The following is a 22,976-nucleotide window of genomic DNA, read 5'->3' as shown; positions in this document are numbered from 1 at the left end:
GGATATGACTCGATTTATTCTGGCCTTATTGGCTTGTTTTTTGTGTGTTTCGGTATCAGCGGAGCAGTTCACCCGTTTTTCTACTGCAAAAAAACACCTTATTAAAACCCTACCTGACAACGCTAAAAGCATCTACTGCGGCTGCGACATTAAAAAAGAAGGTAAAAAACTCGTTCCAGATCCCGCAAACTGTGGTTACGTTCCGAGAAATACGCTTACACGCTCAGGTAAGATAAACGTGCGAGCACTACGCATTGAGTGGGAACACATTGTTCCGGCGTGGGAATTTGGTCATCAACTACAATGTTGGCAAGATGGCGGGCGAAAAAATTGTAGAAAAGTAAGTGCTAAATTTAGAAAAATGGAAGCCGATATAAACAACTTAGCGCCAGCTATTGGCGAAATTAATGCCGATCGCTCCAATTATCGATTTGGCATGCTTAACGAAAACGCCACACAGTATGGCCGCTGCGAAGTAAAAGTAAACTTTAAACAACGTGTAGTTGAACCGCCTGTTTATGCGCGAAAACGTATAGCCGACACCTATGCTTATATGCAAAAAACCTACGGTTTAAAGATATCAGATAAGCAACAAAAGCTCTTTAATGCATGGCAAAAACAAACGTTTGCAGCGCAAAGTGATACTAAAAAACTATAATTTAATTGGTTGCGCACTATTGAGTAAATTTTATAGTGCGAGATTAAGTTAGTAGCCTAAATAATTATCTAAAATATGCCCACTTTTAAACGGTATTATAAATCTTGATGCGGGCCAAATATTTCGTAATGAATGTGCTCACTTTTAACACCGAGCCCAAGTAATTGGTTTTTTATAAATGCCATGAACCCCGCAGGGCCACACAAGTAAAAGTCGCCATTACTCAATGGTAACTGTGCTTGTACTGCGTTTAAGTTCATCAACCCTGTAAAATCAGCGCCCTCTGTCGCTTGGTTAAACCAGGTTATTGTTTGCAAGCGGTTATTCTGCGCTGTTAGATCATATAAATATTTTGAAAACGAGTGCTGCTGAGTATTTTCGCAGGCATGTAAATACATAATCTCTTGATTAGAATTATCACTTAATAACGTTTCAAGCATAGCCAGCATTGGCGTTTGCCCAACACCTGCTGAAATGAGTACCGCTGGACTTGTGTTATTGCGTAAAAAGAAGTCTCCTGCCGGCGGGTATAACTCAACAATAGTGCCTTGCTCTAATGAGTGTAAATAATTAGACACCATGCCAGGCTTTGGCTGTAGCTCTTTTTTAACACTAATACGGTAGTTTTTAGCGTTACTTTTTTGTGAAATAGAATACTGGCGAATTTCTTCATATTCAGCGCCCTCTGGCTTAACTTTAATACCTAAATACTGCCCTGGTTTATGTGTAATAACAGCTTCGCCATCAACTGGCGTAAGTGTAAAGCTCGTTACTAGTTCTGATTCAGCCTGCTTGCTGGTTATTTCAAATTGGCGAGTTCCCGCCCAACCACCGTGTTTATTTTTACTGTGCTCATACAAAGCAGCTTCTTCGGTTATACAAATATCAGCAAGTACGCCGTAAGCTTCGCGCCAAGCGTATTCAACATCGGGAGTAAATTGCTCAGGAATAAGCTCTTTTAAAGTACCAATTAAATGTGCACCTACAATAGGGTAATGCTCAGGTAAAATATTCAAGCTTGTATGCTTATGATTAATACGTGTTAGCGCTTCTTTTAATACGGCTAAATTATCAATATTTTGTGCATACGCAGCCAATGCATTAAAAAGTGCAAATTGCTGACGACCTGTATCTTGATTCGCCATATTAAAAATATTTTTAAGCTCAGGATTATGGCTAAATAAACGCTTATAAAAATGATCGGTAACAACCGTACTCGCCTGCGCTAATAACGGAACTGTGCTTTTTACAATCTCAATAGTTTTATTAGATAACATATGTGTTTCCTATGGATGAACTAACCACGACGCCCATCAACACGACGCCGCGTTAATATAGGTATGCAGTGAATTGAAAATAACGAAAAAGCCACTAGCCACAGCAAAGCACTTATTTGCCAAGCAAGGTGAGGCCCAATAATAAAAGGGAGTAATGAACGAATAATAGCGGCCACAAGCAAAAGCGCAAAAGCAACAGCCATGTAATGAGGAATAGCGAGTGTACGCCCTGTATGACCATGCGATACACGCGTCATCATTGCTAAAATCATCATACCTATTGTGCCAATAGTGATTAGGTGCAGCGCATCTTTAAATTGTATTGCACTGCTATAAAAGCTAAATACAACCATCATTAACCCTACGCCTAACGTAAGGTACGAAACATGCAAAGACCATAACAACGGCACTCTCAATACCTTGCTATCCCAACAACAACCAGTCCTAAGCAGGTGAAGCACAGCAACCGTTGCAACAACCAACGCAGGATTAATCGTGTTCAAAAACAACTTGTTGATAAAAAATAAAGTGATAGCCACAATAGATAAATACATCACCGCTTTATCTATTTTAGGAGTGCGAACTTGCTCGGTTAAACCCAGACCTTTAGCGGTAAAAAATGGTAGAACGCGACCCGCAACAATACCAACTAGTAAAGTAATTACCAGTACTGCGGTATCAACCACACCAAGTGCAAGCTGCATGTTTTGTTTTAAAACAAGTATTAAATACAATACATTGAGCCCACAAAGCACAGCTAAAATAGCTAAAAACGGATAGTTACTTTTGCTATTGGCTTTTAATAACATATTAGCCAACGCGGCTATGGCGCCTAGCCACCAAATAACTTGTAATGTAAGTGCAGCATATAAATTAAAATGAGCAATATCAGGCAATATCACAAAAAAGGCTAAGCGCGCTGCAAGCCATATAAACGTAAGCCACATAAGGGCTTTCCCACTTATGCTCGGTACGCCTGTCCATGTTTGTGCAGCGGTAAGTAAAAAGCCAACAGCTACAACTCCTGCAAAGCCAAACAGCATTTCGTGCGCGTGCCATAATGTAGCGGGTATCGATAAGTGCCAACTTGCATGGCCTGTTAAAATAAGTAGCCAATACCCCACCGACAAAAACGCTAATAAACCACCACCCAAAAAGAAAGGCCTAAAAGCAAGCATCCATAACGGCCATTGAGATACTTGATGAATAGCAACGCGTGCTGGCATTGGCTCAGTTAAGTTTATAGGGCGCATTATCGTACCTCCTGCCCTAAACCATACTGATCAAAAAAGTTCTCAGCGCACGCTAGTGCCTCATACAGTGAACTAAACTGTGTTTGATTATTTAAATTATTCAGCATTAGAGTGTTCATGGCGATCTCTGTAACCAACTACGTTACTTAGCTATTACACATACTGTGCCAACAACTTTATTCATTTAAATTCAATAAGTTAAATTAAACCACTTTACACTATGAGTCTTTATGACCTACTATAAATTAACTCATAAAAACACAAACAGGTCATTTTGACATGAACCAGCAATTCAACCTTACCCAAGTTGCTCTAGAGCTTGCTCAAAGTACACTGCACGAGCATAGTTTTGATCAATTACTAGCAACGGTTGAGCGGGTGATTCCTAGTGATGCTAGTGCGTTATTAGCGCTTCAGGGCGAGCAATTAAAACCACTGGCAATTAAAGGATTAATGCCCGACAGTTTAGGCAGACGATTTAAAATAGCAGAGCACCCTCGCCTAGAAGCTATTTGCAAAAGCACACTTGCGCTGCAATTTGCGCACGACTGCCCACTACCCGATCCATACGACGGATTACTATTAGCTAAAACCGGCGACATACCGGTACATGCATGTTTAGGTTTACCTCTTTATGATAAAAACGCGCTACTTGGCGTACTTACGTTTGATAGCCTTAACGCCAATGCATTTAACAGCATAAGCGCTGATACACTCAATACTTTACAAACGCTGTGTAGTGCGCACTTTAAAACGGCCTTAGAACTTGCCCATTACAAACAGCATGCACAGCACTCAAGTGCATTAGTACAAGAACTAAATCGTGAAGCATTAACACGGGACGGCGGTGAAATTATTGGTCAAAGCCCGCTAATGCAAACACTTAAAAACGACATTAAACTCGTTGCAGCATCTAACTTTAGCGTGCTGATATTAGGTGAAACAGGGGTAGGGAAAGAACTTGTTGCGCGTAACATTCACTTAAATTCAGCTCGAAAAGATCAACCGCTTATTCACTTAAATTGTGCCTCACTTCCCGAAAACCTCGCCGAAAGTGAATTTTTTGGTCATTCTAAAGGGGCTTTTACAGGCGCACTAAATTCGCGCCAAGGTAAATTTCAATTAGCTGATGGCGGCACGTTATTTTTAGATGAAATAGGCGAACTACCCCTTGCCATGCAAAGTAAACTATTACGAGTGCTACAAAGTGGCGAAATACAAACGGTAGGAGAAGACACGCCAAAATACGTAAATGTACGCGTTGTTGCTGCAACCAACAGAAATTTAAAAGAAGAAGTAGCTCAAGGTCGCTTTAGAGCCGATTTATACCATCGCCTCAGTGTCTACCCTATTACTGTGCCACCACTTAGTAAACGCGAGCACGACATAACACTCTTAGCTGGTTATTTTATTGAGCAAACAGCCCGTAAATTAGGGATAAAACAATTAAAACTAAGCCCCGAAGCGCAAGCATTACTTAATCAGTACAGCTGGCCAGGTAACGTGCGCGAGCTTGAACATGTCATTAGCCGCAGCGCCCTAAAAGCAAAACAAAGCCAATGGCAAAATCCAATAATAACCATTACAAGCGAGCACTGTGATTTAATCCCGAGTGCGCCGCAAAACTCTCTAGTAGCAAGCCAAAGTACAACCAACACCTTAATCAACCAACCTTTAAAGCAAACTGTAGAATCGTTGCAATACAACGTAATTACTGAGCAATTAAAGAAGCATAACTACAACTGGTCAGCAGCAGCAAGAGTGCTTGAATTAGATAGAGCTAACTTAGTACGCTTGGCTAAACGCCTAGGGATAGAAGTAAAAAAAACACTATAATCATTTAAAACATAGCTAAAATGCGGCTAATACCAATCTGCTTATATATGGGGTCTATTTAACGTTAAGAAAATTACGCTAGAACTAGGCAAAAATTTTTGTATCTAGTTGTTCTAAATAAAAAATTTTTAACGACGTTATAGTGAAATTTAATTCGTTAAATTGATCAAAGATTTATGCAGGTTGGTATAAAACTATTGATTAGCAGCTAACTTACTAAAATGTGTTTTTAGCAACCCTGCAAAAGCTTGTACTTTAGCAGTGCGATGCACTAAGTGATGCGTGACTAACCATACATCGGTAGGCCAGCTTAACTCACGGTGTAATATAGGCACTAAATCAGGATATTGCGCCGCTACGTCATGCTGCAATCCGCCAATGCCTAGCCCTTTAATTATTGCACGAGTCGCTTCTGCGGTTTCAGATACTCGCAGCTTTATTTGCGATGCGGGAATATATTCATCAGCCCACGCAAAATAAGGCACGCGGGCATTAAAACCTGCCACACCCGATACAAAATTATGCTGTTGTAAATCACTTAATAATTTAGGCATGCCGTATTTATTAATATAACGTTTATTAGCGTATAAGCCCGATGAAAGCTGGGCCAAATGTTGAGCAATATAATCGCCTTCATCAGGCCTTGGGCCTGCACGCACAGCAATATGTGCTTGCCCGTGATCGAGCCTTAGCCTTTTTTGTTCTAAAATAACTTCTAACTGCACCTGCGGGTGTAACGCTTGAAACTGCTCACACACATCCCCAAGTATATCCATAAAACCGCTTACCGTAGTTAACAACAAACTCCCTCTAAGGGTACTATCGGCTGCTGCTATATCGTTATGAAGCTGCTCTAACGAGCTATGAATAGTCTGCGCCGTTGCAAATAACTTAGTGCCAATTTCAGTTACTTTGTAGCCACGCGCATGGCGATGAAAAAGCCGTGTATTCAAGTTTTTTCAAGATTATTAATTCGTCTAAGCACTGTGCTGTGGTGTACATTAAGCTCTTCTGCTGCCGCTGTTAACGTGCCTAAACGTGCTACTTCAAAAGCAACTTTAACGTCTTGCCAATCTTCAAACTTTATCGCCATGCTGCCTACCTTTTACTTATGTGCATATACGCACATAAGTGTTGCGTTTATTGGGGTTTTCTACAAGCAAAATTTTGCTACATTAGCCATGAAACTTAAAACATTAAAAGGCCACTACCATGTCAGCACCAAAAATTATCGCTCTAGCAGGAAGCCTTCGCCAAGAAAGCTTTAATCAAAAAATTATTAATGAAGCAGCACGTTTTGCTCTACAAACAGGTGCTGAAGTAGAAGTAATAAAGCTAAACGAATTAAACATACCACTATTTAACGAAGATATAGAAGCGCAAGGCACACCAAGCGATGCACAGCTTTTAAAAGACAAGCTACGTACAGCCGACGGTATTTTACTAGCAAGCCCAGAGTACAACGGCTCTATTACCGCAGCACTAAAAAACGCCATTGATTGGGCATCGCGCACAGAACAAGGTGCTGTTCCTGCTTTTCGTAATAAAGTGGTCGCTTTGTTTGCAGCATCGCCAGGTGGGCTTGGTGGATTACGAGGTTTAAATCATGTGCGTGATATATTAAGCGGCATTGGTTCATTAGTTCTTGCCGATCAGCTTGCTGTACCCGCTGTACACACTTTGTTTGATGAAAATGGGCAAATAAATGAACCTGTAACGGCTGAAAAAGTATCAGCCCTTGCTCATCAATTAGTAAGCGTTGCAAGTAAGTTAAAATAACTTGCACGCCCGCTTACTTACTTTGTCGCCGCTATTTTTGCGGCGATAAAATCGGTATGCGTTACATATAAAAGCCCTGCGACTTTACGTATTACGTAGTCTTCTTGGGGATCTATTTCCCCATCGGCATACGCTAAGCGCCATAATAGTTCTATTATTTCTATTCGCTGTACCGCACTGCAATGCTCATTAATCTGTTTTGAAAACTGAAAGTAATCTATCGCACCATCCAAACTACTCGCCGCATTAGTAGTGAGCTCATCAACTTCGATATCTGTTAAATTAAAGTACTTTTTTAAGGTTACAGTCAGGGTTTGTTGTTCATCATGTTCAAGCTTGGTGTCGGCACGCATTACTTCAATAAGCAATGCAGCCACAGCTGTTTTTAAATCGTGCTTTTGCATACTTGGCTGCTGGTCATCGAATACTGCAAAAAGCTGTTTTATTTGTTTGAACATCACGTTATCCCTTTTTGGGTGTTAGACTGAATATAAAGAAATCGAACTTGTATAAGTAATTAATGGGTATAAAGTTCGCAAATTAAAGGATACATTTTTATGAAAGGATTAAACTCCCCACGCTTCACTATAGGTGCGATACTGGTGGCCCTTTCGAGCGCAAATACAGCCTTTGCTGAAAACGCCGAAACAGAAAAACTCTACGACTTTGACAACAAAGTGCATTACTACCAAACAAAAATTGGCGAAGACAATTATAAAATAAAAATTAAGTCTGACGATTACAAACACTTTTCCAACCAAAGCGTATTTTTATTACGCCATGCTGAGCGCTTATGTCGTGGCAACACCTTTATGTTGAAAGTGCTTGAAGGCGTGCAAGAATACGAACGTTTTCCAACTAAACCACGCGCCTATCAACCAGATTTAAGTGTTTTACTACAATGCGAAACTAAAGAAGATACAAGCAAGGGCAAGTAACCTTAGTCTTTATAACCCCAAGGTGCTGATGGTGGAGTAATCGGTTTAGTTAAATCAAAATCCACCTTAAACTCACGTCCTTGGCGAATTAATCGATAAGTAAATACTTCCGGGTAAATATACATTTGCCATGTATTACCTACAGACTGTGCAATCCCTTGTTTTACAAATAACTCTTTAGAGTACTGGTCTGCTGGAAACGACTGCATTTGTGCAAACCCTGCATCAAGCGTATGGCCACCATACATAGTTGATGCGTCGTCGCTGCCATCTTTATGACGATGATCGTGCTTTAAACTCAAGCCACTTCCTGTTTTTGTTATGATCCATGTACGTGATGCATCATCACCCACATGAAACGGTACTTGTAGCTCAGTGTCGGTACATTTACGAACATGCATAACCAGTTTTTTATTCTCAAATGAACTTGGCCCTTTTGCATTATCTACACTTACTTTACCCTCAAACGCTTTACCACAATGCGCGGCAATACTATTAAAAAAGGCATCGTGAGTAGGAATAGACACCAAAGGTGCAGGGCGTGCAAAGGCTGTTGATGTGGCAAGTATTAGAGTTGCTGCCGTTAATAATTTCATAAGTCACCGTTATAATAATTTTTCAATACCATAGCGGCTTAAGTTAATTATGGGAAATAACTGCGATAAGTGACTTTTCAGCTCTGTTTTTCATCAACGTTAAAAGTGAATGATGGAAATCTTGAAATATCACCTCTCCCCATATTCGCGAATAAACACCAAAATTTGTATTGTCTTGCACGGTCGTTTTTAACGTTAAAATTGTATTGCCGCCTTTATCTTCACTTAATTCATATCCACCGTAAAGAGGTGAAAAGTATTCGCCGCCAAGTTTTACGTGTTTATCGAGTGCGTCATCGGGAATAGCATCTGGGTCTATGTCAAATCTATAAAGCATCTGTTTATTTGGTTGCCAATCCGTAATAACTTCTTTAAATATAACCCCTTTTTGCCAAGTACTTGTGCGAACAGCGCCTATACCGCTTGCATTCATACTTGCCTTTAATGGCTTTGGTACACCAATTAATTGAGTGAGTGAAAAAGGCACTTCCTGTGGTTTTATATCACTCACATTAGCTAACTGTTGCCATACAGCATTGATGGGCGCGTTAATAGTTATTGAATTTGTTACTTCGTATGTTTTTGATAAATTTAAAAAATTAACTTCAATAGGTGAGAGCAATATAGGTAACAACGCGATTGATAATAAAGAACTATTCGCTTTTTTTATTTCACGCTTTCTAACAAAACCCGCAAGTAATCCACCAATGCTGGCAAAAAACATAAAAGCAGGCAAAGCCATAGCCACACAAATACTGCCTTCAAGTAAAGTAATTACACTTACAAATAAAAAAACAAAAATAGGCTGCCAAGCAATTGTCACCATTTGCCTTTTAGTTAATGTTTCTGTGCTTTTAAATTCAAAGTGAATACGAATATAACCAATTGCAACAGGCACTAAAAACATAAATGATATAGAGACTAAGCTACCTAAATTATAAGCATTGAATAGCTCTATAAACAGCCGCATAAATATGCCGTAAAGCGTACCAAGTAAAATACCAATTGATTTAGGGGAGTTGAGTTGCATCTCTATTCTTTATTGTTGTTATTAACAATCCGAAAATAACAGAAGTATTATTTCACCACAAATAAAACGAAATTAACGGCTGCCACCAATAAGCTTTTCAAACAAAGCGGCTTTAACAACCACTAAGACTAAAGGATAATAACCTGCCGTTAACACTATACTATTAGGTAAATAGTGCTCCGCCTCCTTAATGATACATTCAAGATTATGATTTATAACAACTTTCAATCACCTTCTGTAATTTCATAATTTTTAGTGTAAAGCAGTTTTTTAAATTGACTGTATTAAAAACAACCATGCACGACCTTTTGCCTATACATAGCAGCCTAACAGCTGATTTACCCTGCATGTTCAATATTCATTTGCTTTAACAAAAGCCGTATTTATTTGATTAAGCAACAATGTTGCAGGAGAACGCATGCAAACTACACCACCCGGTGATGCACCATCAAACACGCACAAGAATGCTCAAAGCTACGAGCAGCTTCACAAACCGAGTTCAGAGTTTAATACTCGCGACGAGTATCTCGAACATGAATTACAGATTATGCAGCCTAAACGCTGGCGTCCTAATTTACCGTTTAGAGATTACCGATTTGAATTTGAAGACACCATTCCTGCAATGGCGGGCACTATTGGTAAAGTCGTTATGGTGGGGGCTATTGCGGCAACATTTGCAGCACCTCTTGGTTTAAGCGATGCGTTTGTTTTAGAAAACGTGCGCTACGAATTACTCATTGTTTCTATTTTTATCATCTTATTCTCAGGCTTTATTTTACCAACAGCTAACTTGGCTGGTACTCATGGCCCTCTTATACCGTTAATTCCTATTGTAGTTGCAGCTGGCGGCCACCCTATGGCGTTTGGCTTACTCATTGGTGCCTTTGGTTTTATTTTGGCCATAACCAAAGGAGGAAGTATGCTCGCGCGCCTAACCAGTAAAGGTGTATGTGGCGGGCTACTCATTTATTTAGGCTTTATTGGTACTATTTCGCAGGTTAAAAAGCTGTTTGCCTGGGCTGAAGCCATTGATATGGCACATATTGCGTTTATTGTTATTTTAACCACCATTTTATTGTATGCACTGTTAGAGCACTTTAAAAAGCGTTGGTTAGCCGTGCCGTTAAGCTGCCTTATTGGTGGTGTGGTTGCCTTTGCTTTAGGTGCACCGTTTGAGTTTCATACTGCACCGGGTTTACCAAATATGAACCCAGCTTACTGGTGGGGTGAAAACACGGGCTGGATGCTTGGCCTACCAACACTTGAAAGCTTTGTGGTTGTACTCCCATTTGCAGTGCTTGCCGTTGCTATGTGGTCTCCTGATTTTTTAGGCCATCAAGTATTTCAAAAAATAAGCTATCCGCAACGCACTGAAAAAGTACAAATGAATATCGACGACACCATGCTAAGTGCATCGGTTAGACAAACATTCGGCTCACTTGCCGGTGGTGCTAACTTTGCCTCCTCTTGGGGTACTTATATTGTGCCTGCTGCTATAGCTAAACGCCCTATCCCTGCTGGCGCTATTTTAACTGCATTATTTTGTATAATTGCAGGTTTATGGGGTTACCCTATGGATTTAGCAATTTGGCAGCCTGTATTGTGTGTAGCGCTTATTGTTGGGGTGTTTATCCCGCTACTTGAAGCTGGCATGGAAATGACGCGCGAAGGTAAAACGACGCAATCAGCCGCTATTGTGGTGTTTGCTTCGACCTTGGTTAATCCTGCTTTTGGTTGGTCACTTACTATGTTACTTGATAACTTAGGGCTGATTGGCTGTAAAGAGCGCAGCGCTGAGCTAACTAAAATGAGCCGCTGGGTGATTCCACTTATTATGTTTGTGTTACTTACCACTGTAATGGCAATTGTAGGCATGTTACCCGGTATACCTGCGTTAATGGCTGACTTTAGGCATTAAGCCTTAGCTACCACATCTAATATTTACCCACAAAAAAGCACGGTAATTACCGTGCTTTTCAATACGTGATTTTACTATATACAGATTAAACAATTACTGCCAAGGGCGCTCAGTCGCTAGTTGTTTTTCAAACGCATCTATTTGTGGGTTGAGCGTTTCGGTTACACCAATAAAATCTAAGCCACTTAATAGGCGCTCTTTTACGTCTTTACGAATATCAAAACTAATTGGTGCAAACTTACTACTTGTTAGTGTTTGATTTTCAAGGTCGATTTCAATGTTAATATCGTCGTGCTTCTCGCTAAGTACAAATAATTGTTCAAGCGTATCGGCAGGTAACGCAATGGCTAACATTTGGTTGTTACCACAGTTATTAAAGAAAATATCAGCAAAGCTTTCAGCCAAAATAACTTCAAAACCATATTGTTTAAGCGCCCATGGAGCGTGCTCTCGAGATGAGCCACAACCAAAGTTGTCGCGCGTTAATAATATTTGCGCACCCTGGTAGCATGGGCGATTTAAAATAAAATCAGGGTTTGGCTCGTCGTTATCTAGGTAGCGCCAATCATAAAACAATGCCGCATCAAAGCCTTCGCGGCTCGTTGATGTTAAAAACTGCTTAGGAATAATTTGGTCAGTATCTACATTGTTTTTATCAAGTGGAGCCATTAAACCACTAAAAAATACGCTCATTAGGCTTCTCCTCTAATATCAACAAAGTGACCATGTATTGCAGCGGCTGCCGCCATTGCAGGACTAACTAAATGGGTACGCCCGCCACGACCTTGACGACCTTCAAAGTTACGATTAGAAGTAGATGCACAACGCTTGCCTGCTTCTAGGCGGTCATCGTTCATAGCTAAACACATAGAGCAACCTGGTTCCCGCCACTCAAAGCCTGCGGCTTTAAAAATATCGGCTAAGCCTTCGTCTTCAGCTTGTTTTTTAACTAAGCCAGAGCCCGGTACAATTAACGCCTCTATGCCGGCTACAACGTGCTTGCCTTCAACAATTTTTGCCGCAGCACGTAAATCTTCAATACGGCTATTAGTACATGAGCCAATAAATACCGTGTCTACTTTTGCGCTTGATAATTTATCGCCCGCTTTTAAGTCCATGTATTTAAGTGCGCTGCGAATAGCATCGGCTTTAATTAAATCAGGTTCTTTATCTGGATCGGGTATGCACTCATCAACACCAATTACTTGCTCTGGGCTTGTGCCCCAAGTAATTTGTGGTTGAATGTCGTCAGCATTTAGCTCAACAACTAAATCAAAGTGTGCGCCTTCATCTGTTTTTAAGGTTTCCCAATATTTAACGGCTGCATCAAAATCAGCGCCTTTAGGTGCAAACGGACGACCTTTTAAGTAATCATAAGTAATTCGGTCAGATGCAATTAAACCCGCTTTTGCACCCATTTCTATGCTCATATTACATAGCGTCATACGGGCTTCCATTGAAAGCGCTTCAATGCCTGCACCACAAAACTCTGCTACATAACCTGTGCCACCAGCAGTACCTAACTTGCCAATTACCGCCATAATTAAATCTTTAGCCGTAACCGTTGGACGCAAGACTCCATTAATTTGAATTTTTAATGATTTCGCCTTTTTTTGCTGTAGCGTTTGCGTTGCTAATACGTGCTCAACCTCAGACGTACCAATACCATGCGCTAATGCGCCAAACGCACCATGCGTAGAAGTATGGCTATCGCCACATACAATGGTTGTGCCTGGCAAGGTAATACCTTGCTCTGGGCCCATTACGTGCACAATGCCTTGGTTAATCGAGTTTAAATCGTAAAGTACAATACCAAACTCTTTACAGTTTTTATCAAGCGCCATTAATTGGTTTTTAGATACTTCGCTTGCCGCATCAAGTGAACGGCTCTTAGTCGATACGTTGTGATCCATCGTTGCAAAAGTTTTTTCTGGGCAACGTACAGTACGGTTTTTTTCACGTAGACCTGCAAAAGCCTGCGGAGAAGTAACTTCATGCACTAAATGGCGGTCAATATAAAGTAAGTCGGTTTGCTCATTTATGCTGGCAACGGTATGTGCTTGCCAAATTTTTTCGTATAACGTTTGGGCCACTTGCTAATTCCCTAATCTGTTTGAGTTGCAGCATAACGGTGCTGCAACTTTACTATGTTATTAAATGCGTGAAACGATGGCTGCTGCCACATCGCTTGTGCTGTAACCTTCATTTGGATATATATCTGGTGTGCCAACGCCTGCTTCTACGGCTTCTGCTACTGCTTTTTCAATGGTGCGAGCCGCTTCGTCTTGCCCTAGCGAGTAACGTAGCATTAATGCGGCACTTAAAATTTGTGCTATTGGGTTTGCAACGCCTTTACCTGCAATATCTGGTGCTGAACCGCCTGCTGGCTCGTACAATCCAAAACCCGATTGATTCAAGCTTGCCGATGGTAATAAGCCCATTGAGCCTGTGATCATGGCGCACTCATCTGACAAAATATCGCCAAATAAGTTATCGCAAAGTAGTACGTCAAACTGGCTCGGCTGTTTAACTAGCTGCATCGCTGCGTTATCTACGTAAATGTAATCTAGGCTTACTTCTGGGTAGTCTTTGCTTACTTCGGTTACTACTTCGCGCCATAATACGCTTGATGCAAGTACGTTGGCTTTATCAACAGAAGTAACATGGTTACTACGTAATTTTGCAGCTTCAAAAGCAAAACGTGCAATACGTTCAATTTCTTTTCGTGAGTATGTTTGCGTATCAAATGCAAACTCTTCTTCGCCTTCGCCGCTACGGCCTTTTTCGCCAAAATAAATGCCGCCGGTTAGCTCGCGCACACATAAAATATCAAACCCTTTTTCGCTAATATCAGCGCGAAGTGGTGACGCTGCACTTAATGCAGGTAATAACTGTGCAGGGCGCAAATTACAAAACAAACCAAAGTGCTTACGAAGCGGCAATAATGATGCGCGCTCAGGCTGCTCATTTGGTGGTAAGTTTTCCCATTTAGGACCGCCTACCGAACCAAATAAAATAGCGTCAGCGTTTTCACATGCAGCAAGTGTACTCTCTGGTAATGCTTTACCAAATTCGTCAATGGCTGCGCCACCAATTGCATAATGCTCACGGTTCAGGGTAAAACCAAACTTATTGCTCACAGCATCCAATACTTGTTCTGCTGCTGCCATTACTTCTGGACCAATACCGTCGCCAGCTAATACGGCAACGCTGTAGTTTGTTTTACTCATCCTGCTTTCCTTTGTTGTTTTAAATCAGACACTTTTTGTGCACGATAAATTAAGTTATAAACACGGATCATGGCGCGTACCGACGCTTCAACCACATCCGCTGCAATGCCCGCACCGTGGTAAGGTCGGCCATCGTATTTAGCTATAATATTTACTTGGCCTAATGAGCTTGCACCTTGGCCTGTCGCTTCTAAGTTATATTCAATCATTTCAACGCTCATACCGGTTAAGCGCTCAATAGCTGCAAACGAGGCTTCTACTGGACCATTACCTGTCGCGGCTTCTTGTTTAGCTTCGCCATCAATTCGCATTCCAATCGTAGAGCTTGCTACCGATTGTGAGTTAGAGGCTGAGTTAACAAACTCTAATTGGTATTTTTCGTCTTTGTCGTTAATTTGATTAAAGTAAATCATTGCCTCAAGGTCGTAATCGTATACTGTGCCTTTTTGGTCAGCCAATTCGATAAAGCTTTTATATAAGCCATCCATATCGTAATCAGATTTTTGATAGCCTAACTCTTCTAAGCGATGTTCAATAACATGGCGACCCGAACGCGAAGTCATATTTAATTGGTTGCTTGGCACACCAACGCTTTCTGGCGACATAATTTCATAAGTATTTTGCGCTTTTAATACACCGTCTTGGTGAATGCCTGAGCTATGTGCAAAGGCGTTTTCGCCAACAATCGCTTTATTTGGTTGTACTGGCATATTACAAATTTTAGCCACTTGACGAGATGCGCGGTAAATTTCTTCACTTTTAATATCTGTGTATACTTTTAAATGGTCTTTGCGCATTTTCATGATCATTGCCACTTCTTCAAGCGAGCAGTTACCAGCCCGCTCACCAATGCCATTAATAGTACACTCAATTTGGCGTGCACCCGCTTGTACAGCAGCCACCGAGTTTGCTACTGCTAAACCTAAATCGTTGTGGCAATGCACACTTAAACGCGCTTTATCAATATTTGGCACGTTATTCATTAAATGGCGGATCATCGCGGCGTATTCGTCTGGCGTTACAAAACCAACGGTATCTGGCAAGTTAATAGTTGAAGCTCCGGCATTAATAGCCTGCTCAACAATTTTGCATAAATCCCAATGCGGCGTACGACCGGCATCTTCACACGAAAATTCAACATCATCAGTATAGTTACGCGCCAATTTAATTGATTTAACAGCCATTGCCGTTGCATCGTCTAGGCTCATACGTAATTTATGTTCAAGGTGCAAAGGGCTTGTAGCAATAAAAGTATGAATACGGCTTTGTTGTGCTGTGCGAAGTGCTTCGCCACAGGCCTCAATGTCTTTGGCAACAGAGCGTGCTAAACCACAAATAATCGGGCCTTTTACCTCGGTTGCAATACGTTGCACCGAGCGAAAATCAGCAGGGCTCGAAACCGGAAAACCCACTTCCATCACATCCACATTCAAGCGGCTAATTGTATGCGCTAATTGAATTTTATCATCTTCAGTAAGGCTTGCTTTAAGTGCCTGCTCACCATCACGTAAGGTGGTATCAAAAATCCATACTTTATCTTGCTCTTGCATAACTGCCCCTCATTCCTATGTTACCCAAATTTCAATTAATCCCAGCCGCGAGATAAAAAAACCCCGCAATTGCGGGGTTTTTAGTGTTCAACTCGATGCAAACACACTAATCCCCGCTCACTTGCCATAGCAGTAAGAGGTTCAGTTTTAGTGTAATTAAACGAATAATATGCATCTTGTTTTCTTGTGTGTGTGTTCAGTGAAGCCTATTTTTAACATTACAAAGCGATGGAAGCAAGCATAAAAATTCCACAAAACAGATTTAAAAATGATTCATTTGGGTTTTTTAATTCAAACCAGATGCTTATTGAGAATTAAAATAACAAATACGCGACTAGTGACGCTTAAATTAATAAGCACTGCAATATACCGTGCTTATATTAACTTTTTACAATTTTTTTAAGCTATGCTTCTTTACTCGTTTCTCTTACGTAATGCCCGGCTCCACGAGTAATATAACGCAGCTGCCAAATAACGCGCTCAATCAATTCGTCGCGTTGCAATCCTTCTATATCGAGCGCTTCTGCACCCGCATTAAATACGAGCGTTACCATAGATTCCGCCTGAATATAGGCATGCATAGCGTTGCACTTAGTTTCACTTTCTAAATAATGAGCCAGCTCTAAAATAAAATGTTTTACCTCGCGCGCTACTGCGGCTCTAAATGCTTTAGAAGTCCCAGAGCGTTCTCGCAGCAACAACCTAAATTGGTTACTTGAGTTATCAATAAACTCCATAAAAGTAACCACTGAGGTATTTATAACACTGCCGCCATCGTTCGCTATTCGCCTGCGAGCTTGACGCATTAGTTGGCGAAGAGTTAAGCCGGCTTCGTCTACCATGGTTAAACCTAGCTCATCCATGTCTTTAAAATGACGATAAAAAGACGTTGGGGCAATACCGGCTTCTCGTGCTACTTCGCGTAAACTTAAATTCGAAAAACTATGATCAGCACTCAGCTGATTAAATGCCGCTTGAATTAACGCCTGTCGTGTTTTTTGTTTCTGTTGCGCTCTAACACCCGACATCAACAGCTCCCTGAATTATTTTATATGAATATTTAGTGATATTAGCTCAATTGTACAGTCTAATACTTGACGACAAGAGTTTGAAATACTATTTTAGCTTACAGTTGTACGCTGAGATTGAGAATTATGAATAAACCACCGATTATTTGGACAAACGTCCTATTTTTTAGCCTAACCTTTTTGGCGGCTGCCACACTTGTACCTTGGTACGCCATTAGCTACGGATTTACCAGCGCGCATTGGATTGCTTTTGTAGGCTGCATGTTTTATGCAGGCTTATCAATTACTGCCGGCTACCATCGATTATGGGCACATAAAACCTATAACGCACACCCTGCAGTTGAATTTATTTTTGCGCTTGGCGGTGCTTTTGCACTGCAAAACAGTGCATTGCATTGGAGTAGCGATCACCGTATACACCACGGTCAAGTTGACGACCCAATAAAAGACCCTTACGCGGCGACCAATGGTTTTTGGTATAGCCATATCGGGTGGATGTTACGTGACTACCAAGGCGATAGCTACGGTGATTATAGTAATTGTCGTGATTTACAGCGCAATAAAATAGTTATGTGGCAACATAAACATTACTTAAAGCTTGTGATTGCTATGAACGTAGGCTTGCCTCTTATACTTGGTTTATTGGTTGGTGATGTGTGGGGGATGTTAATTCTTGCAGGTTTACTACGCTTAGTACTGAGTCAACACTTTACCTTTTTTATAAATTCGGTTGCACATATTTGGGGCTCTCGCCCATACACCGAAAAAATACGGCACGTGATAACGGCTTTTTAGCGTTATTTACTTATGGCGAGGGGTATCACAACTTCCACCATATTTTTGCAAGCGACTACCGTAACGGTATTAAATGGTTTCATTACGATCCAACAAAATGGATGATCCGCTCTTTAGCAGCTGTGGGTTTAGCCAATAAGTTAAAGCGTACTCCTGTTGAACGTATAGAAAAAGCGAAGGCCGAAACGCTCATGAGCAAAACGCAAACGCGTCTTGCAAAATTGCCTTTAGCACAAGATAAGATTACATTATTACAACAAGAGTACGATTTACTGCTGAAAAAACTGCAAAATTATTGTTCACTACAAAAACAAGTGTTAGAAGTTAAAAAAAATAACATGGCAAAGCAGTGTGAACGCTCAGCATTAATGGCACAATACCATGAGTTGGAAGCCGCCTGGGAAAATCAAAAACAGGCATGGCTAGCACTTAATGCGAGGTTATTAAAAGCCTCTTTTAATTAATTTAGGAGTGGCTGTGGCCAAACAACCAGAACAAAAAAAGTACCCGTGACATACCAATATGACGCAATCATTATTGGCACGGGTCCTGGCGGTGAAGGTACCGCCATGAACCTTTCAAAAAACGACAAAAAAGTAGCGGTTATTGAACGCCAAGAATCTGTTGGTGGCGGTTGTGTACATTGGGGCACAATTCCTTCAAAAGCGCTTCGCCACTCTGTTAGCCGCTATATTGAATACAAAGCAAATCCGTTATTTAATGTTGGTGAGCGCCCTAGCCGCTTAACATTTCCTGATATTTTACGTCACGCAAGTTCTGTTATTTCTAAGCAATCTAATTTACGTAGTAGCTTTTACGATCGTAACCGCATTCATATGTTTCAAGGTGATGCGAGCTTTGTAGATAAGCACACGATTGAAGTAAAACGAAATGATGGTTCAACTGAGCGACTGACTGCTAAAACGATTGTTATAGCAACGGGTTCGCGCCCTTATCGCCCGCCAGAGGTGGATTTTACGCATTCTCGTATTTACGAAAGTGACACAATACTTGGCCTTGAGCATGACCCTCATCGCGTACTGATTTATGGTGCAGGTGTTATTGGTTGTGAGTACGCGTCAATATTTAAAGGTTTAGGCGCTAAAGTTGATTTAGTTAATACACGCGACCGACTACTTGCCTTTATGGATGCAGAAATATCTGACGCGCTTAGCTATCACTTTTGGAATAGCGGTATTGTTATACGTCACAACGAAGAGTTTGACCGAATTGAAACGCGTGATGATTGCGTTATTATGCATTTAAAATCAGGTAAACGTGTAAAAGCTGACTGTATTTTATTTGCTAATGGCCGTACTGGTAACACTGATACACTAAATCTTGAAGCCATTGGCTTAAAAGCCGATAGCCGTGGCCAATTAAAAGTTAACGAAACATACCAAACAGAAATTGATAACGTCTACGCTGTAGGTGATGTAATTGGCTATCCAAGCCTTGCAAGTGCTGCGTTTGACCAAGGTCGTATAGCTGCTGATGCAATTGCATGTGGTAACTGCGATGACAGACTGATTGTTGATATTCCGGCTGGTATTTATACCATCCCAGAAATGAGCTCAGTCGGTAAAACCGAGCAAGAGCTTACAGCCGCTAAAGTACCGTATGAAGTTGGCCGTGCTCAGTTTAAGCATTTGGCACGTGCTCAAATTGCTGGTACTGAAGTAGGTAGTTTAAAAATATTATTCCACACCGAAACCAAAGAAGTACTTGGCGTACATTGTTTTGGCGAGCGTGCCTCTGAAATTGTTCACATTGGCCAAGCCATTATGGAACAAAAAAATGGTGGCAATAATATCGACTACTTTGTGAATACCACATTTAACTACCCGACCATGGCTGAAGCCTACCGTGTTGCAGCATTAAATGGTTTAAATCGCTTATTTAAATAAGTAGTTTTAAATGTCTTTATAAATAGGTAACAAAAAACCCGCAACTTAGCGGGTTTTTTACTTTTAAACAGTTTTAAAGCTTGTTTAAGTGACTATTACTTATGGTACTTAGCACTTAGCTCATGTACTGCATTAATGAATACGCCAGCATTTTCAGGGTCTACATCTGGTGTAATACCGTGGCCTAGGTTAAACACGTGGCCATTACCTGTACCGAAGTCTTCTAAAATAGTGCCTACTTCTTGGCGAATACGCTCTGGTGTACCATGTAACATAGATGGGTCCATATTACCTTGTAGAGCTACTTTATCACCCACACGGCGTTTAGCGTCGCTAATATTAATAGTCCAATCAAGGCCGATTGCATCACAACCTGTTGCTGCAATAGCTTCAATCCATTGACCACCATTTTTAGTGAACAAAGTAACCGGTACTTTACGACCATCGTATTCACGAATTAAGCCATCTACAATTTTATGCATATATTGCAGTGAAAACTCGTTGTAATCGCGCGGGCTTAATACACCACCCCATGAGTCAAATACCATTAGCGATTGCGCGCCAGCTTTAATTTGAGCATTTAAATAATCAATAACTGAGTCAGCTAACTTATCGAGTAATAAATGAAGTGTTTGCGGTTCTGCAAACGCCATTTTTTTGATTTTACCAAATACTTTGCTGCTACCGCCTTCAACCATATAAGTTGCTAGCGTCCAAGGTGAACCAGAAAAACCAATAAGCGGTACTTCACCTTTAAGTTCACGACGAATAGTGCTTACCGCGTTCATTACGTAGCCAAGCTCGTCAGTTGGATCAAGTTTTGGAATTTTTTTAACATCAGCAAGTGATGAAATAGGACGTTCGAACTTAGGACCTTCGCCAGCTTCAAAGTACAGACCTAAACCCATCGCATCTGGAATCGTTAAAATATCACTAAATAAAATAGCAGCATCTAACGGGTAGCGACGTAGTGGCTGCAGTGTAACTTCACATGCAAGCTCAGCATTACGGCACAGGCTCATAAAATCGCCCGCTTGTGCACGTGTAGCGCGATACTCTGGTAAATAGCGTCCTGCTTGGCGCATCATCCATACCGGAGTTACATCAACAGGTTGTTTTGCAAGTGCACGTAAATAACGGTCGTTTTTTAATTCGCTCATGGCGTAAATGATCCTAAGACTTGTATAAATTGTGCAAGATTGTACCACCATATTCTCCGACCCTCTATTGCTTAGGGACGAAAACAGCCTTACCTAGAGGCAGATCAATATAATCTACGGTTTCAACCTATTTTGACTATAAAACAAGCAAACAAACCATAACATTTAAAACTTTTTATTAATATGTTTGCAACATCGAAAAAAGCTTGTTATTGTTTGTCCCGCGTTAACAAAAACAATAATAAAAATCTTAAAATAATAAAAATAAAAGTTTTAAAATAACAACAATAAAAATTATCTCATAAAAATAAGAAAGCTTGTTATAACAAGCCAATGAAAGAAATTAGACCACCTTAACCGGTGGTTTTTTCTTGCCTGCAATAAATCTCACCATTTACCATTCAATAAATTACATCGCTTTTAGAACATCTATTTTACTTGTTGATATACACGCAAATTAAATATATCTTGATGTATATAAACTTATTATACTTAATTTAAAGACCAACCCAGCTAGGAGAACAGTTATGCTGACGCGTGTAGAAAAAGCTCAACAGAAATGGGGTGGTAGCCACACAGTAATCGATAAGTGGTTAAATGAACGCCAAGAGCTTATTGTGCTCTTTTGTAAAATGGCTGGTTTTTCTCCATATGATAAAAAAGATCATGCTTTACCAGAGCCTGCTCAAATTGAATCTTTTTGCCAAATTCTGATGGATTACTTGTCTGCTGGTCATTTTGAAATTTATGATGACATTGCTAAAGCTTGTGAAAATAAAGGCCCAAAAAGCCAAGAACTTGCCAATGCAATTTACCCGCGTATTTCTAGTACAACTGATATTGCACTGGATTTTAACGATAAATACGCAGAAGTAGATAAAGAAGACTTATTAAAAGATTTTGATAACGATTTATCTGTTATCGGTGAAGCGCTAGAAGCACGATTTGCGTTAGAGGATGAGCTTATTGACAACTTATTTTCTAATCACACAAATTAATACGTTACTTACACGTATTAAAAAAGGGACCTAAGGTCCCTTTTTGCATTTATAAGCTAAATAACTTTTAGTTTATATGATGATTATTTTGCAGGAGCTGCGTCTTCATCGTTTTGAATTTCAAGTAATTCAACATCAAAAATAAGTGTTGAGTTAGCAGGAATTTTACCTAAATCGCGGTCGCCGTAAGCAAGTTCTGAAGGAATAGTAAACTTGTACTTAGAACCCACTGACATAAGCTGTAAACCTTCGGTCCAACCCGCAATTACGCGGTTAAGAGGGAAAGTTGTAGGTTCGTTGCGTGCATATGAGCTATCAAACTCAGTACCGTCTAATAAAGTACCTTTGTAGTGTACTTTAACTACATCGGTTGCTACTGGCTTTTCGCCATCACCTTCACTAAGCACTTCGTACTGCAGGCCAGACTCCGTTACTGTAACACCTTCTTTTTTAGCGTTATCAGCTAAGTATTTAACACCCGCTTCTTTGCTTTTTTCAGACTCAACTTTTGCTGTTTCTTCTTGCTTAGTACGTACTGATGTATCTAATGCAGTTAACACTTCACGAATTTTTTCTTCGTCAATTTTTGCATTACCAGCAAGTGCGTCTTCAAAACCACGAATTAAAAGTGCTTGGTCTAGTTCAATACCAATTTCAGTTTTGTCTGCTAAGTCTTTATTTAAAAAGTTACCTACAGATGCACCAATACCGTATGCTTGTTGCTGTTCAACAGTGTCTAGCTTAACTTCTGCTTGCTCTTTTTTTGCTTCTTGATTACAAGCTGTAAGCGCTAAAACTGACGCTGCAATCAATGACAATTTAATCGTCTTTTTCATTTTAAATCTCCGACACACTTTGCAGTTGTCATTTATTGTATTATTACTAGTTAAAGATTAACGGCCTACATGATAGGCTGCTTGTTTAATGACTAAATTTCACATTGTTAGCTAAACTAAAAACATATCCAGTGATTAGACAAACAACCTAGGCATTCAACGCGTCCTAGTCTAACCTCTCAGTCAC

At 40.5% G+C, this 22,976-nt stretch carries 19 protein-coding genes and 2 pseudogenes; 8 read left to right on the top strand and 13 right to left on the bottom strand.

The window, feature by feature from the left end; translation table 11 throughout:
* The first annotated feature begins 4 nt into the window (after positions 1-4).
* Positions 5-658 carry an endonuclease gene (locus P4S65_RS05260; protein ID WP_096794058.1) on the top strand — a complete coding sequence of 218 codons (654 nt, stop codon included), beginning with the start codon at positions 5-7 and terminating at the stop codon, positions 656-658.
* A 95-nt stretch (positions 659-753) separates the two neighbouring features.
* Here the strand turns inward: P4S65_RS05260 and hmpA are convergent, their stop codons facing one another.
* Positions 754-1,935, bottom strand: a complete 1,182-nt coding sequence (gene hmpA / locus P4S65_RS05255; protein ID WP_096792243.1) for an NO-inducible flavohemoprotein — start codon at positions 1,933-1,935, stop codon at positions 754-756.
* A gap of 20 nt (positions 1,936-1,955) precedes the next feature.
* Entirely contained in the window at positions 1,956-3,188 is a 1,233-nt protein-coding gene (locus P4S65_RS05250; protein WP_337119708.1) for an NnrS family protein, read from the bottom strand.
* A gap of 279 nt (positions 3,189-3,467) precedes the next feature.
* Between P4S65_RS05250 and norR the strand changes: the two genes are divergently transcribed.
* Positions 3,468-5,024 (top strand): nitric oxide reductase transcriptional regulator NorR, encoded by a 1,557-nt coding sequence (norR, locus tag P4S65_RS05245; protein WP_096792241.1) that lies wholly within the window; start codon positions 3,468-3,470, stop codon positions 5,022-5,024.
* 194 nt (positions 5,025-5,218) lie between these two features.
* Here the strand turns inward: norR and P4S65_RS05240 are convergent.
* Positions 5,219-6,117: pseudogene (locus P4S65_RS05240) on the bottom strand (LysR family transcriptional regulator).
* A gap of 119 nt (positions 6,118-6,236) precedes the next feature.
* Here P4S65_RS05240 and P4S65_RS05235 point away from each other — a divergent pair.
* On the top strand, positions 6,237-6,803 hold the full coding sequence (locus P4S65_RS05235) for an NADPH-dependent FMN reductase (protein ID WP_033040563.1): 567 nt from the start codon (positions 6,237-6,239) through the stop codon (positions 6,801-6,803).
* Between the two features lie 17 nt (positions 6,804-6,820).
* Here the strand turns inward: P4S65_RS05235 and P4S65_RS05230 are convergent, their stop codons facing one another.
* Positions 6,821-7,261 carry a tellurite resistance TerB family protein gene (locus P4S65_RS05230; protein WP_008138681.1) on the bottom strand — a complete coding sequence of 147 codons (441 nt, stop codon included), beginning with the start codon at positions 7,259-7,261 and terminating at the stop codon, positions 6,821-6,823.
* Between the two features lie 99 nt (positions 7,262-7,360).
* Here P4S65_RS05230 and P4S65_RS05225 point away from each other — a divergent pair, with 99 nt between their 5' ends.
* Positions 7,361-7,741 carry a hypothetical protein gene (locus tag P4S65_RS05225; RefSeq protein ID WP_337119707.1) on the top strand — a complete coding sequence of 127 codons (381 nt, stop codon included), beginning with the start codon at positions 7,361-7,363 and terminating at the stop codon, positions 7,739-7,741.
* Between the two features lie 2 nt (positions 7,742-7,743).
* On the opposite strand, the gene P4S65_RS05220 is transcribed toward P4S65_RS05225, so the two are convergent.
* On the bottom strand, positions 7,744-8,337 hold the full coding sequence (locus P4S65_RS05220) for a hypothetical protein (protein ID WP_337119706.1): 594 nt from the start codon (positions 8,335-8,337) through the stop codon (positions 7,744-7,746).
* 43 nt (positions 8,338-8,380) lie between these two features.
* Entirely contained in the window at positions 8,381-9,367 is a 987-nt protein-coding gene (locus tag P4S65_RS05215) for a hypothetical protein (protein WP_337119705.1), read from the bottom strand.
* A 418-nt stretch (positions 9,368-9,785) separates the two neighbouring features.
* On the opposite strand from P4S65_RS05215, the gene P4S65_RS05210 reads away from it, so the two are divergent.
* Positions 9,786-11,285, top strand: coding sequence for a DUF3360 family protein (locus tag P4S65_RS05210; RefSeq protein ID WP_337119704.1), 1,500 nt, complete (start codon positions 9,786-9,788; stop codon positions 11,283-11,285).
* Between the two features lie 93 nt (positions 11,286-11,378).
* On the opposite strand, the gene leuD is transcribed toward P4S65_RS05210, so the two are convergent.
* The 5 genes from leuD to fabR all read right to left on the bottom strand — a co-directional run bounded on the left by leuD (position 11,379) and on the right by fabR (position 17,093).
* The gene (gene leuD / locus P4S65_RS05205) at positions 11,379-11,978 is read right to left on the bottom strand and encodes a 3-isopropylmalate dehydratase small subunit (protein ID WP_337119703.1); all 600 of its coding nucleotides are present in this window, start codon (positions 11,976-11,978) and stop codon (positions 11,379-11,381) included.
* The gene (gene leuC / locus P4S65_RS05200) at positions 11,978-13,378 is read right to left on the bottom strand and encodes a 3-isopropylmalate dehydratase large subunit (protein ID WP_337119702.1); all 1,401 of its coding nucleotides are present in this window, start codon (positions 13,376-13,378) and stop codon (positions 11,978-11,980) included. The genes leuD and leuC overlap by 1 nt, the downstream gene beginning before the upstream one ends.
* Before the next feature lie 60 nt (positions 13,379-13,438).
* On the bottom strand, positions 13,439-14,515 hold the full coding sequence (gene leuB / locus P4S65_RS05195; RefSeq protein ID WP_337119701.1) for a 3-isopropylmalate dehydrogenase: 1,077 nt from the start codon (positions 14,513-14,515) through the stop codon (positions 13,439-13,441).
* Positions 14,512-16,065 carry a 2-isopropylmalate synthase gene (gene leuA, locus P4S65_RS05190; RefSeq protein WP_002961090.1) on the bottom strand — a complete coding sequence of 518 codons (1,554 nt, stop codon included), beginning with the start codon at positions 16,063-16,065 and terminating at the stop codon, positions 14,512-14,514. The genes leuB and leuA overlap by 4 nt, the downstream gene beginning before the upstream one ends.
* 404 nt (positions 16,066-16,469) lie before the next feature.
* Positions 16,470-17,093 (bottom strand): HTH-type transcriptional repressor FabR, encoded by a 624-nt coding sequence (fabR, locus tag P4S65_RS05185; protein ID WP_002961087.1) that lies wholly within the window; start codon positions 17,091-17,093, stop codon positions 16,470-16,472.
* Positions 17,094-17,219: 126 nt separating this feature from the next.
* Here fabR and P4S65_RS05180 point away from each other — a divergent pair.
* Positions 17,220-18,352: pseudogene (locus P4S65_RS05180) on the top strand (acyl-CoA desaturase).
* Between the two features lie 45 nt (positions 18,353-18,397).
* Complete coding sequence (gene sthA, locus P4S65_RS05175; RefSeq protein ID WP_045984434.1) at positions 18,398-19,795, top strand: Si-specific NAD(P)(+) transhydrogenase; 1,398 nt, start codon at positions 18,398-18,400, stop codon at positions 19,793-19,795.
* Between the two features lie 95 nt (positions 19,796-19,890).
* Here the strand turns inward: sthA and hemE are convergent, their stop codons facing one another.
* Complete coding sequence (gene hemE / locus P4S65_RS05170) at positions 19,891-20,955, bottom strand: uroporphyrinogen decarboxylase (protein WP_337119700.1); 1,065 nt, start codon at positions 20,953-20,955, stop codon at positions 19,891-19,893.
* A 527-nt stretch (positions 20,956-21,482) separates the two neighbouring features.
* On the opposite strand from hemE, the gene P4S65_RS05165 reads away from it, so the two are divergent.
* The gene (locus P4S65_RS05165) at positions 21,483-21,953 is read left to right on the top strand and encodes an Rsd/AlgQ family anti-sigma factor (protein ID WP_008138658.1); all 471 of its coding nucleotides are present in this window, start codon (positions 21,483-21,485) and stop codon (positions 21,951-21,953) included.
* A gap of 83 nt (positions 21,954-22,036) precedes the next feature.
* Here P4S65_RS05165 and fkpA read toward each other — a convergent pair whose 3' ends face one another.
* Positions 22,037-22,789 (bottom strand): FKBP-type peptidyl-prolyl cis-trans isomerase, encoded by a 753-nt coding sequence (gene fkpA, locus P4S65_RS05160; protein WP_007378902.1) that lies wholly within the window; start codon positions 22,787-22,789, stop codon positions 22,037-22,039.
* Positions 22,790-22,976: the final 187 nt, after the last annotated feature.

This window comes from Pseudoalteromonas sp. B131b (assembly GCF_037162545.1).
In the GTDB taxonomy this organism is placed as follows: Bacteria; Pseudomonadota; Gammaproteobacteria; order Enterobacterales; family Alteromonadaceae; genus Pseudoalteromonas; species Pseudoalteromonas fuliginea.
The sequence above is the reverse complement of the archived record's forward strand: the minus strand, read 5'-3'. Positions and strand labels throughout refer to the sequence as shown.